This window comes from Flavobacterium cellulosilyticum, assembly GCF_004349355.1.
GTDB classification, from domain to species: Bacteria; Bacteroidota; Bacteroidia; order Flavobacteriales; family Flavobacteriaceae; genus Flavobacterium; species Flavobacterium cellulosilyticum.
In genome coordinates, this window is record NZ_SMFK01000010.1 from 17,677 (window position 1) to 30,099 (window position 12,423).

The window sequence follows — 12,423 nt, forward strand, 5'->3', positions numbered from 1 at the left end:
AATGAGTAAAATTCAAAATGTAACTGACGCAATTATTGCACAAGGAATGCTTCCTTTGTATTTTAATGCAGATGAAAACGTAACAATAGAAGTATTAAGAGCTATTTATAGAGCGGGAATCAAAGCGGTAGAATACACAAGCCGTGGAGAAACGGCTTTAAGCAACTTTACTAAAATGGTAGAAGTTCGTAATGCTGAAATGCCTGATTTATTATTAGGTATTGGAACTATTAAAAACCAAAAACAAGCAGAAGAGTATTTTGCTGTTGGAGCTGATTTTTTTATCAGTCCGGGTTTTGTTCCAGAAGTAGCAACTTATTTAGCTGCTAAAGGTGTTTTATATAGCCCAGGTTGTATGACTCCAACTGAAATAATTGCTGCTGAAAATGCCGGAGTAAAATTCATCAAATTGTTCCCTGGAAACATGCTAGGACCTGATTTCTTAAGCGGAATCAAAGATATTTTCCCAAATCTTGTATTTATGCCAACTGGTGGTGTTGATACAACTTCTGAAAATATAAGTGGATGGTTTAAAGCAGGAGTTTCTGCAGTAGGAATGGGAAGCAAATTAATCAGCAAACAATTAATGGCTGATAAAGATTACGCTACAATCGAATCAGAAACTGTAAAAGTTTTGGCTCTTATTAATACAATTAAGAGTAAATAATTTTTTGTTTGAACTTAATCATAAATGATTTTAGTATAGTCTAATCTATTTTATTTTAAGTTTCTCAACCATTTAAAGGCTGTCTTTTATAAGACAGCCTTTTTTGATTTTAAATTTTTTTTAAATAATTATTCAGTATATTTAGCTAACCTAATTGGTAAACCAATCAAATAACATGAAAAATAACACTCTTTTATTTCTTTCTCTATTTTTATTGTTAAATGGATTCATGCATCGTAATGAAAATTCTACTAATCCTGAATTGGTTCGCAATGCAAAAGAATGTAATAGTATAGAGATGAAAATTCTCAATTTGTTGGAAAAGGAACAGACGGTACAAATTTAGGATTAATCCATAAAAAATAACAATGGAAATTAAAACCAGACCATTTATCAAAACACTTGCATTAGGACTATTGTTCTTATTTAATTGTATTGCAACTGCGCAATAACACCCTTGTTTGGTTTTGACTAAAGAAGGAGTTCGTGAAATCCGATCTCAATTAGGAAAATTGCCACTATTTGATACATCACTGGCAGATGTAAAAACGGAAGTCGATGCTGAAATTGCTTTTGGTATCGTAGTTCCGGTTCCAAAAGATTACTCTGGTAGATAAACCCACGAACGGCACAAAAAAAACTTTAGAACCTTTTGGTAAATCTAATGGTTATCAACATTTATGGAATGAAGGTTCTGCACTTTTGACATCAACTACAAATTCAAAAATATTGTGGATGAATGAGGGAAGTTTTTATACGTTAACTTGAGCTATTTAGCCTAACGATCAAGTGTACTTTGTTAGAACAGGTGCCAATGACCACAACTTTGATATAAGAAGAGATCCAGGAATTGTATTTAGAAAAAAGAATACTCAAAATACTACTTTTATATATGTTATCGAAACACATGAAAGTTATAGTACCGTTTCAGAATTTGCAAAGAATGCAACTAGTAATCTAGAATAAGTAAAAGTTGTTTTTTAGACACCAATTATAGTCCAGTAGAAATAAAAGATAAATCAGGTGTTTGTAACCTATTTATTTTGGCAACAAAATACAATAAAGAAACTCAAAAACATAGTTTATAAATCAACAACAAAACTTACCAATGGGTAGGGCCGTATTATAAATAAAAATTTAAAAAAATGGAAAGATTTAGTCAAAAGTTTATTGTCACAAAAGAAATGGAATGGGAGAAATTGGGTGGCGGAGTATCAAGGAAAATTTTAGGATATGATAATCAAATCATGATGGTACTAGTGAAATTTGAAAAAGGGGCATTAGGTGCTCCACATCAACATTTTCACACGCAAGCTACCTACTGTGTTTCAGGTAAATTTGAATTTGAAATTGATGGAATAAAGCAAATTGTAGAAGCAGAAGATGGGGTTTATATTCAGCCTAATTTGTTGCATAGCGCAGTTTGTTTGGAAGAGGGAATGCTGATTGACACCTTCAGTCCCGTAAGAGAGGATTTCTTAAGGGGTGGTGCTGTGTCTTATTTCGGAGATAAAGACGATAGCTATTTGTAGTCAGAAATTTGACACTAACTAAAAATACTATTTTATAGGTATAATTGATTAAAGTGGACAATTTGAAATGACAATTGGTGATACAACCAAGATTTTTAAAGGAGGAGAATTTTTTATATAGAACCTGAAGTAATTCATGGAGCGATTTGTCTTGAAGATGGAGTTCTAATTGATTTTTTTAGCCCAATCCGTGAAGATTTTATGGAATAATAATTTAAAATAGGTTTGTTTCGTTTCATTCATTTTTTTTTAAATATTTAATTGATTATTAAATAGTTAAAAAAAATCCATTAAAAACACACAATTATTTTTTTTTAATGGAATATGCTTGTGTATTTGGTTTTCCAATTCGGTAAGCCAATTATTTAAAGAGTGTAATTTTGAAATTTAAAATGAATACATTATTTAAATAAATGGATGTATAATACTGAAAAAGACAAATCTATTGTTTTTTAGGCATTACCATCAGGTACAACTACAGCTAATAGTCATTATTCTAGGTCAGAATTAAGAGAAACAATGGATTCTGGAAATAAGAATAGAAATTGGACATTCTCTGAAGGTGGGTATTTTAAAGAAACGTACAGAATTGATGCTGTTTCAAAAGAAGCAGATGGAAAATACAGTCTTGTAATTATTGCTCAAATTCACGGTCGTTTAACGGATGAACAACGAAATTTAATTGGTCAAAAAGACAATAATGCGGCACCAATTTTATAAATCTATTGGGATAAAGGTAAAATGCGAGTTAAAACAAAAGTGCTTAAGAATCTTAATGCTTTTGAGAAAGAAATATTAACTGCTGAAGCTTGGGGAAATGACCAAGGAATCAATTTTAAAGATAAAGTTGATTTTGACAAGTTTACTTTAGAAATTAAAGTTTCAGATGGCCGATTAGAAGTAATTCTTAATGGGAACGAATCACTAGTTTACAATGATATTAACATTAAAAAATGGGGGATTTTTGACAATTATTTCAAATCTGGAAACTGTTTTCAATCAAAGGAATCTAATGCTTTCGCTAAAGTAAAAATTTATTTACTAGAAACGTTTCATTATCAGTTTTTTACGTGATGAAAATAATTAGTTATTAAATTTTTCATATTGTTTTTTTTTGTTAAAACCAATCTGGTTAACCAGAAATTAATTTAATCTTGAAACAATGAAATTAGAAGTAATCACTAAGAAAGATAATAAAAAGTGTTCAATGGTGAAGATGCTGTTCAAGAAGATTTATTGTTTCATTTAGCTATTGCTAAAGCAAATGGAAATAGTACAATAAATAATTTGATGTTAATTATTACTCCAGAGATCATTACCAATTTTGCCACATACCATGTACGTGATGATAATCAAGCAGTGGTAGGAATAAAAGAGCATGAAGCAATTTTTCAAGCTATAAAGGAAAAAAACCCTCAATTGGCCAAACTAAAAATGAAAAAACATTTTAAAGCTTTGTATAACTATTGCTATGAAACAATATAAAATTATTAAACTGATATAGTAAGGCCACTTTATTTAAATACTATTTTACAGAAAAAGTTTGTAAATTAAAGTCACTTATTAAGATAAAACTATTCATGCAAATCATTTAAATTAAAAATTCTGGAGAAATTAAATTAGAGCAAAATTTGAAACAAAAAATGATGTATTAGATTAAGGCTAAATTTTTCAGCTATATATAAAAAAATCTAATGTAAATGTTAGATTTTTTTTTTGCTTCACTATTTTTCAAAACTTGATATTTATTATCCTTAACTTCGGCCGATTAATTATTTAATATCTGCATAAATTTTAAATTTTAGGATTAATTAAAGTGGGACATTTGTAGATTAATAGTTTTAATACTTTATTATTCTTATTCCTTTTTTAGAGTTAAAAAATAACATATTATATGATTTTACAATACAAGTTAAATTTTGTAAAGATCTTAATCTAATTGAAAATGAGTTTCTTACTATTACAAATTGAAACTAAACTCATTTGAAAAACGTCAAATATATAATTATTGGGTTTGTTAAAAAGTATTAAACTACTGACGAGTTTAATTAAATATCAAGAATAACTATAAATAAATAAAAATTAAATAATGAATTCAATATTCAATCTTAAAGGAAAAGTGGCTCTCATCACAGGTGGTGGTGGTGTATTAGGAAGCAATATGGCTGAAGTATTAGCGAAGCATGGCGTAATTACAGGAATATTAGGGCGTACTTTGGATAAAGTCGAAGCTACAGTTACTAAAATAAAAAATGCTGGAGGAGAAGCTTTTGCAGTCAAAGCGAATGTACTCAACAAAGAAGAATTGGAAGCCGCTAGAGATTTTGTAATTGAAAAATACGGACAAATAGATATATTGATAAATGCAGCTGGAGGAAATATGCCTGGAGCTACTATTGGTCCAGATCAAGCTGTTTATGACATGCAATTGGACCAGTTACAAAAAGTTATTGATTTGAATATCATTGGAACGATATTGCCATCTCAAGTGGTTTCGGAGATTTTTGCTAAACAAAAATCAGGAATTATTATTAATATTTCATCAGCAGCCGCTCAAAGACCTTTGTCAAGAGTAGTTGGATATTCCGCTTCAAAAGCAGCCATTGATAACTTTACCAAATGGATGTCAGTAGAATTAGCGGTTAAATATGGTGAAGGGATACGTGTAAATGCCATTGCGCCTGGTTTTTTTATTGGCGAGCAAAATAGAGCATTACTATTGTCTCCAGATGGTAGTTTAACGCCCAGAGGGAATAAAATTATTGAGCATACGCCAATGGGAAGGTTTGGAACTCCAGAAGATATAGAAGGAACATTACTGTTTCTATGTAGCGATATGTCCAAATTTGTTACAGGAATCATTATTCATGTTGATGGCGGTTTTGGCGCTACAAGTATATAAATTTTCAATTAAAATAGTATGGAACAAACATGGAGATGGTACGGACCCAATGACCCAGTGCAATTATCAGATGCTAGACAAGCAGGTGCAACAGGAATAGTAACGGCCTTGCATCATATAAAAAATGGACAGGTGTGGGAAGTAGATGAAATCATAAAACGAAAAAATGAAGTAGAAGCTGCTGGAATGAGTTTTTCAGTAGTGGAAAGCATACCCGTTCATGAAGACATTAAAAAGCAATCAGGCGATTATTTAAAGTACATAGAAAACTACAAACAAAGTATAAAAAACTTAGCGAAGTGCGGAATTTTTGTTGTTTGCTATAACTTTATGCCGGTTTTAGATTGGTCTAGGACGGACTTGTCGTATGAAATGCCAGATGGCTCTAAAGCATTGCGTTTCGATATCAATGAATTTGCTGCTTTTGAATTGTTTATTCTGAAAAGGCCAGGTGCAGAAAACACCTATACCGAAGAGCAAAAAGTCAAAGCCAAGTCGACTTTTGAAAAATTGACCGATGCTGAAAAAATAAAATTGCAGCAAAATATAATTGCAGGTTTACCAGGCGCTGAAGAATCCTATTCCGTTGTAGATTTCTTAAAAGTGCTCAAAGGATATGATGGTATCGATGCCACTAAATTAAAAGAAAATTTATATTATTTCCTTCGTGAAATTATACCTGTCGCTGAAAGTGTAGGGGTGAAAATGGCTATTCATCCAGATGATCCACCTTATCCAATTTTGGGATTGCCTCGAGTGGTTAGCACTGAAGCAGATTTGAAACAGTTGCTAAATGCTATTGATTCTCCCTCCAATGGATTTACGATGTGTACGGGGTCTTATGGAGTGATTGTCGAAAATGATTTACCTGGAATTGTAGATCGTCATGGCGATAAAATGAATTTTATCCATTTGAGAAGCACCCAACGCGATGTAGAGGGTAATTTTTATGAAGCGAATCATTTAGAAGGCGATGTAGATATGTATGAAGTGGTGAAATCGATCTTGAAAAAGCAAAAAGAAACCAATCGAATTATTCCAATGCGTCCTGATCACGGACATCAAATGTTGGACGATTTAAATAAAAAAACAAATCCTGGCTATTCTGGAATTGGACGACTACGCGGACTTGCCGAATTGAGGGGTTTAGAAATGGGAATTGAGCGAAGTTTATTTTAGTATTACTACGCCCGAAATATTTTTTTTGCAGATGATTTTATAATTTGTAGTGAACTAGCTTTAAAGTTATATTATGGTTTTGCAAAACGACAACCAATTTATATCTATCATTAATTCATTGCCGAAGAGCTACAGTTTGAAAACTTAGCTCAAATTTGGATTGATGGACATCATTATAAATAAAGAGCTATGCATGTAAAGGGAGTGAACGAAAAAATCATTTGAAACCGATATGGCATATTAATAGTGATTCATGGGATTTAAGCGGGACACTTTTTTTTCTATTTGTCTCATTTGCTATTTAATAGGTCGGACCAAACTGACATTCCTTGTTCCAAAATGCATACCCATTACAGATTTTTAAAAAACAGTATTCATTCATTTATTAGAGGCTGCCCGAAAATTACTTTTCGGACAGCCTCTTTTTTTATGTCTAGTATTATAATATATAGCACTTCTTTAATTTTTATTATGGACAAATGAAGTGTTAGTTCTTTAGTATTTGTATAAAATAATCAATTATTTTCATATAATATTGTACTATTCTGATGATAGAAGCATTTATACTTTAGATGAATTTAGCAAGTTGAAATATAAGTTTTAGCTCACTATTTAGAAGTAAAATAAAGGTGTCGTTCTTTCTTTTTAAATTGGAAAGTCAAATTTATTGACAGGAAATTGTTGTTTAAAATAAGAAAATCACTCCCTATTTTATAAATATGGAATGATTTTTAAATGTTTGAATGTGTGTAATGGTTATCCGTGAACAGTTTCGCTTTTGCCATAATTGGTTATCAATTTGCCTTCGAAATCAATCCATTCTTGCCAACGTTTGTCTATATCCACTTTTTCTGAATATTTTCTGGCAAAACGTAAAAAGGTTGTGTAATGTCCGGCTTCACTGATCATTAATTCTTTGTAAAATGCCGCTAATTCTTGATCTTCTATGTTTTGAGAAAGTACTTTAAATCGTTCGCAGCTTCTTGCTTCAATCATTGCAGAGAACAATAATCGGTCTACAAAAGCGTCGTTTCTACTTCCGTCTTTTTTTAAGAATTTAAACAATTCGTTGACGTAATGGTCTTTTCGTTCTCTTCCTAATTTCAATCCACGCGCTTTGATGATGTTATGCACCATTTGGAAATGCTCTAATTCTTCTTTGGCGATTTCCAACAAATCCGTTACCAATTCTTCGTGTTCCGAATTATAGGTGATAATGGTGATGATATTTGTGGCGGCTTTTTGTTCACACCAGGCATGATCAGTCAAGATTTCTTCTATGTTCGATTCTACTATGGTTACCCATCTTGGGTCGGTGGCTAATTTTAATCCTAACATCTTTTTGTATTTTGGAAATTATATGCAAAAATACAGTTTTTATTTGTGGTTAAATAGCTTAGTTTGCCGAATTATTTCCCTTATTTTGTGTTGAAAATATTTTTTTATGAATGGGAATCAGCGTGTTTTAATTATTGGATTTGTTTGGCCGGAACCTAATTCTTCTGCTGCCGGAGGAAGAATGATACAGTTAATTGCTTTTTTTAAAGAAATGGGATTTGAAGTAACCTTTGCCAGTCCTGCAATGGACAGTGATTTTATGGTTGATTTAGAATCTTTAGGGGTAATCAAAAAATCAATTGCTTTAAATTGTTCCAGTTTTGATGTTTTTGTAAAAGAGTTAAATCCTGGAATTGTTTTATTTGATCGTTTCATGATGGAAGAACAATTTGGATGGCGTGTTGCCGAAAATTGTCCTGATGCTTTACGCATGTTAGACACCGAAGATTTACACTCCCTGCGATTAGCTCGTCAAAAAGCGTTCAAAGAAAAACGACCCTTTTCGACGGACGACTTGCTGGTTGAAGATGTTGCCAAACGAGAAATTGCTAGTATTTTACGTTCCGATATTTCTTTGATGATTGCTGAATATGAAATGGAATTATTGAAAACCGTTTTCAAAATTGATGCTGCTTTATTGTATTATTTACCGTTGTTTCTGGATCCAATTGAAGAATCATCTACTCAAAATTTACCTTCATTCAAAGAACGTGAAAATTTTATTTTCATTGGAAATTTTCTTCACGAGCCCAATTGGAATGCCGTTCAGTATTTGAAAGAAACCATTTGGCCACTCATCAGAAAGCAGCTGCCAGACGCTATTTTGCATATTTATGGTGCTTACCCATCTCAAAAAGTGTTTCAATTACATAAGCCTGCCGAAGGTTTTCTTATTATGGGCCGTGCCAAAGATGCCCAAGAAGTAGTTCGGAAAGCTAGAATTGTTTTGGCTCCTTTACGATTTGGCGCAGGTATAAAAGGAAAATTACTTGAAGCCATGCAATGTGGAACGCCAAGTATAACTACAACTATCGGATCCGAATCGATGTGCAGTGATTTGCCTTGGAATGGAAAAATTTCAGATGATGCAGAAACTTTTGCAGTCAAATCGGTACTTTTATATCAGGATGAAAATCTTTGGCTAAAATCCCAAGAAAATGGTTTCAAGATTATAGAAAAATGCTTTTTGAAATCTTTGTACAAAGATCATTTTATGCTACATATTTTAAATGTTCAAACTAATTTAAAACAACATCGTTTGCATAATTTTATGGGAACATTATTGCAACATCATACGTTGACGAGTACAAAATACATGTCGAGATGGATAGAGGAGAAGAATAAATAAAAAATCCCGTTCTATTACTAAAACGGGATTTCTATTATAAAGTAACAAGCTAATTATGCTAGCATCGTCACTGGGTTTTCGATGTATTGTTTCAAAGTTTGCAAGAACTGTGCTCCGGTTGCACCGTCGATAGTTCTGTGATCGCAAGCTAATGAAAGCATCATTGTATTTCCAACTACAATTTGACCGTTTTTAACCACTGGTTTTTCTACGATTGCTCCAACTGAAAGGATGGCAGAATTGGGTTGGTTAATGATTGAATTGAATTCAGTAATACCGAACATACCAAGGTTAGAAATTGTAAAAGTACTTCCTTCCATTTCGGTAGGTAATAATTTTTTGTTTTTCGCTCTTCCTGCTAAGTCTCTAACGCTTGCACCAATTTGAGATAAACTCATTCCATCGGTAAAAGGTAAAACGGGAACAACTAATCCATCTTCAACAGCAACGGCTACACCAATATTCACATGATAGTTGATGATAATGTTATCAGCAGTCCATTGTGAATTGATTTTTGGATGTTTTTTCAATGCTAAAGCAGAAGCTTTGATTATCATATCGTTAAAAGATACTTTGGTGTCTGGAACGCTATTAATTGTAACTCTTGATTTCATTGCTTCGTCCATTGTTACCTCGATTACTAAGTTGTAATGAGGAGCAGTGAATAATGATTCAGCCAAACGCTTCGCAATGATTTTACGCATTGTAGAGTTTTTGATTTCTTCAGTAGCAATTTGTCCTGCTGGAACATAAGGTTTTGCAGCCGGAGCAGCAGATTCAGTTTTTACTGGAGCGCTACTAGTTGCAGCCGGAGCAGTTGCGGCTTTTGGAGTAAAGTTTTCGACATCACTTTTAGTGATACGTCCGTTTTCTCCAGAACCTTTCACTTGTCCTAATTGAATGCCTTTATCAGATGCAATTTTTTTCGCCAATGGCGAAGCTAAAATTCGTTGACCGTCAGTAGCTGGTTCTTGTTCAACAGCTGCAGCTTTTTCGGCTGATGCTGGTTTAGCTTCTTCTGTAGCAACTGGAGCAGATCCACCAGCGGTGAAACGACTTGCGATACCACTGATATCAGTTCCTGCAGGTCCAATAATAGCTAATAAACTGTCAATTGGAGCTGATTCACCTGCTGCAATTCCGATGTATAATAAAGTTCCTTCATTGAAAGATTCGAATTCCATAGTTGCTTTGTCGGTTTCGATTTCTGCAATCATGTCACCTTCGGATATTGAATCTCCGACTTTTTTCAACCAAGTGGCAACAGTGCCTTCAGTCATAGTGTCGCTCAAACGGGGCATTGTAACTACAATAACTCCTTCAGGTATTGCTGCAGCAGCGGCAGCTACTTCTGTTTTTGCTTCTGAAACTTTTGCTTCTTCTTTAGCCGGAGCTTCTTCTTTAGCTGGAGCTGTTGAAGCACCACCTGAAATTAAAGCAGAAATATCTTCTCCTTCATTCCCAATAATTGCTAATAAAGAATCGATTGGTGCTGTTTCGCCTGCTTGAATTCCGATATAAAGTAGAGTACCTTCGTTGAAAGACTCGAATTCCATTGTTGCTTTGTCAGTTTCAATTTCAGCAAGCATATCGCCTTCGCTGATTTTGTCACCTACTTTTTTTAACCATGTTGCCACAGTTCCTTCAGTCATTGTATCGCTCAAACGCGGCATTGTAATAATTGTAGCCATAGTGATTTATAGTTTATGGGGTATAAATGGATAATCTTCTTGGGCGTAAACTACGTCGTATAATTGTTGAATTTCTGGGTAAGGAGATTCTTCCGCGAATTTTACACATTCTTCGATTAAATCTTTTACTCTTTTTTCGATTGCAGCTATTTCTTCTGTTGAAGCAAATTTTTGATCCTTAATTACATCTAAAACTTGAGTAATTGGATCAATTTTTTTGTACTCTTCTACTTCTTCTTTAGAACGGTATAATTGCGCATCAGACATAGAATGTCCTCTATAACGGTACGTTTTCATTTCTAAAAATGTTGGCCCTCCTCCGCTTCTAGCTCTTTCAATTGCTTCTGTCATTGCTTCGGCAACTTTTACAGGATTCATTCCATCAACTGGTCCACAAGGCATTTCGTATCCTAATCCAAGTTTCCAGATGTCTGAGTGATTAGCAGTTCTTTCTACAGACGTTCCCATGGCATAACCATTGTTTTCTACAATAAAAACAACAGGTAATTTCCACAACATTGCCATATTAAAAGCTTCGTGTAATGAACCTTGTCTTGAGGCTCCATCACCAAAATAAGTCATAGTAACACCACCTGTATTGTTGTATTTATCTCCAAAAGCTAACCCAGCACCTAGAGGAATTTGTCCACCTACAATACCGTGACCACCATAAAAACGGTGCTCTTTTGAGAAAATGTGCATTGAACCACCCATACCTTTAGATGTTCCTGTTACTTTTCCCATTAATTCAGCCATTACACGTCTAGGATCAACTCCCATACCGATTGGTTGTACGTGATTTCTATAAGCAGTAATCATTTTGTCTTTAGACAAGTCCATCGCATGCAAAGCACCTGCTAATACTGCTTCTTGACCATTGTATAAATGTAGGAAACCTCGAATTTTTTGTTGAATGTATAATGCAGCTAGTTTGTCTTCAAACTTTCTCCAAAGTAGCATGTCTTCATACCATTTTAAATAAACCTCTTTTGTAACTTCTTTCATTTTGCTTCCTTTTTTCCTTTAGTATTGTGTGGTTGAACTTAAAGTAGTTGAGATAGGATTGTTTAAATTGTCCAATCTTAAAATTTATATATATTTATATTATAATTTCGTCTAAAACTTTTAATAATAGTTTAATATAACTTAATTGTCTATTAAATATAGTTGTGCAAAAATAGGACATTCCAAGGAGGTACTAAAATTAAAAAATACAATTTTAATACATTTTTGTGTTTTTTTTTATAAAACGGAATTGTCAAACATAAAAGGTAATAAATTTTTGAGTGAGTCTGATTTATATATTGAACCTTTTTCACCCATAAAATAAATTTCAATGGGAGTTCCTTGTTTAATTTCATATTCAGCTATAGATTGTCTGCAAGACCCACAGGGAGGAACTGGTGCGACAGTTGTGTTAGTGTCTGATGCTGCACTAATGGTCATTTTTAGAATTTTGCTGTCTGGGTAAAGAGTGCTCGCTTGAAAAATGGCAACTCGTTCAGCACAAAGTCCAGAAGGATATGCTGCGTTTTCTTGATTTGAACCCAATATAATTTTTCCATTTTCTAATAAAAGAGCGGAGCCCACTCTAAAATTAGAATAGGGAGCATAAGCTTTTTTTCTAACCTCAACAGCTTGCGCCATTAAGTTTTGGATATCAGTAGGTAATTCATCAGTAGCGTCATATGTCGAAAATTGGGTAGTAATAACGATTTTTTTCATACTTTTTATTGGAAAAAAAATCCAAATTTCATCGAAATTTG

Annotated in this window: 11 protein-coding genes and 2 pseudogenes; 9 read left to right on the forward strand and 4 right to left on the reverse strand. The window is 33.2% G+C overall.

Annotated features, from left to right (window positions below; genetic code table 11):
• The first annotated feature begins 1 nt into the window (after position 1).
• From E0F76_RS13560 to uxuA, 8 genes and pseudogenes are all read left to right on the forward strand, one after another.
• A complete protein-coding gene (locus tag E0F76_RS13560) occupies positions 2-667 on the forward strand; it encodes a beta/alpha barrel domain-containing protein (RefSeq protein ID WP_132007062.1) in 666 nt (221 codons plus the stop codon).
• A gap of 467 nt (positions 668-1,134) precedes the next feature.
• Positions 1,135-1,284 (forward strand): hypothetical protein, encoded by a 150-nt coding sequence (locus E0F76_RS19360; RefSeq protein WP_165932708.1) that lies wholly within the window; start codon positions 1,135-1,137, stop codon positions 1,282-1,284.
• Between the two features lie 172 nt (positions 1,285-1,456).
• The gene (locus E0F76_RS19365) at positions 1,457-1,633 is read left to right on the forward strand and encodes a hypothetical protein (protein ID WP_165932709.1); all 177 of its coding nucleotides are present in this window, start codon (positions 1,457-1,459) and stop codon (positions 1,631-1,633) included.
• A 179-nt stretch (positions 1,634-1,812) separates the two neighbouring features.
• Positions 1,813-2,199: a cupin domain-containing protein gene (locus tag E0F76_RS13565; protein ID WP_132007064.1), complete on the forward strand. Its 387-nt coding sequence runs from the start codon at positions 1,813-1,815 to the stop codon at positions 2,197-2,199.
• A gap of 474 nt (positions 2,200-2,673) precedes the next feature.
• A pseudogene (locus tag E0F76_RS13570) lies at positions 2,674-3,273 on the forward strand (polysaccharide lyase family 7 protein); the annotation flags it as partial.
• Positions 3,274-3,396: 123 nt separating this feature from the next.
• Positions 3,397-3,684 (forward strand): annotated as a pseudogene (locus tag E0F76_RS13575) (FadR/GntR family transcriptional regulator); the annotation flags it as partial.
• Between the two features lie 604 nt (positions 3,685-4,288).
• Complete coding sequence (locus tag E0F76_RS13580; RefSeq protein WP_132007070.1) at positions 4,289-5,101, forward strand: SDR family oxidoreductase; 813 nt, start codon at positions 4,289-4,291, stop codon at positions 5,099-5,101.
• An 18-nt stretch (positions 5,102-5,119) separates the two neighbouring features.
• Complete coding sequence (gene uxuA, locus E0F76_RS13585; protein WP_132007073.1) at positions 5,120-6,280, forward strand: mannonate dehydratase; 1,161 nt, start codon at positions 5,120-5,122, stop codon at positions 6,278-6,280.
• 756 nt (positions 6,281-7,036) lie between these two features.
• Here the strand turns inward: uxuA and miaE are convergent.
• Positions 7,037-7,618, reverse strand: coding sequence for a tRNA-(ms[2]io[6]A)-hydroxylase (gene miaE / locus E0F76_RS13590; protein WP_132007076.1), 582 nt, complete (start codon positions 7,616-7,618; stop codon positions 7,037-7,039).
• Positions 7,619-7,724: 106 nt separating this feature from the next.
• On the opposite strand from miaE, the gene E0F76_RS13595 reads away from it, so the two are divergent.
• Positions 7,725-8,966, forward strand: a complete 1,242-nt coding sequence (locus E0F76_RS13595; protein ID WP_132007079.1) for a glycosyltransferase — start codon at positions 7,725-7,727, stop codon at positions 8,964-8,966.
• Positions 8,967-9,019: 53 nt separating this feature from the next.
• On the opposite strand, the gene E0F76_RS13600 is transcribed toward E0F76_RS13595, so the two are convergent.
• From E0F76_RS13600 to cdd, 3 genes are all read right to left on the reverse strand, one after another.
• Positions 9,020-10,657, reverse strand: coding sequence for a pyruvate dehydrogenase complex dihydrolipoamide acetyltransferase (locus E0F76_RS13600; protein WP_132007082.1), 1,638 nt, complete (start codon positions 10,655-10,657; stop codon positions 9,020-9,022).
• A gap of 6 nt (positions 10,658-10,663) precedes the next feature.
• The gene (pdhA, locus tag E0F76_RS13605; RefSeq protein ID WP_132007085.1) at positions 10,664-11,662 is read right to left on the reverse strand and encodes a pyruvate dehydrogenase (acetyl-transferring) E1 component subunit alpha; all 999 of its coding nucleotides are present in this window, start codon (positions 11,660-11,662) and stop codon (positions 10,664-10,666) included.
• Between the two features lie 237 nt (positions 11,663-11,899).
• The gene (cdd, locus tag E0F76_RS13610) at positions 11,900-12,382 is read right to left on the reverse strand and encodes a cytidine deaminase (protein ID WP_132007088.1); all 483 of its coding nucleotides are present in this window, start codon (positions 12,380-12,382) and stop codon (positions 11,900-11,902) included.
• Between the last annotated feature and the right edge of the window lie 41 nt (positions 12,383-12,423).

Coding starts and splice junctions, on each gene's coding strand:
- E0F76_RS13560 (WP_132007062.1), top strand. CDS start 2: ATGAGTAAAATTCAAAATGTAACTGACGCAATTATTGCACAAGGAATG.
- E0F76_RS13565 (WP_132007064.1), top strand. CDS start 1,813: ATGGAAAGATTTAGTCAAAAGTTTATTGTCACAAAAGAAATGGAATGG.
- E0F76_RS13580 (WP_132007070.1), top strand. CDS start 4,289: ATGAATTCAATATTCAATCTTAAAGGAAAAGTGGCTCTCATCACAGGT.
- uxuA (WP_132007073.1), top strand. CDS start 5,120: ATGGAACAAACATGGAGATGGTACGGACCCAATGACCCAGTGCAATTA.
- miaE (WP_132007076.1), bottom strand. CDS start 7,618: ATGTTAGGATTAAAATTAGCCACCGACCCAAGATGGGTAACCATAGTA.
- E0F76_RS13595 (WP_132007079.1), top strand. CDS start 7,725: ATGAATGGGAATCAGCGTGTTTTAATTATTGGATTTGTTTGGCCGGAA.
- E0F76_RS13600 (WP_132007082.1), bottom strand. CDS start 10,657: ATGGCTACAATTATTACAATGCCGCGTTTGAGCGATACAATGACTGAA.
- pdhA (WP_132007085.1), bottom strand. CDS start 11,662: ATGAAAGAAGTTACAAAAGAGGTTTATTTAAAATGGTATGAAGACATG.
- cdd (WP_132007088.1), bottom strand. CDS start 12,382: ATGAAAAAAATCGTTATTACTACCCAATTTTCGACATATGACGCTACT.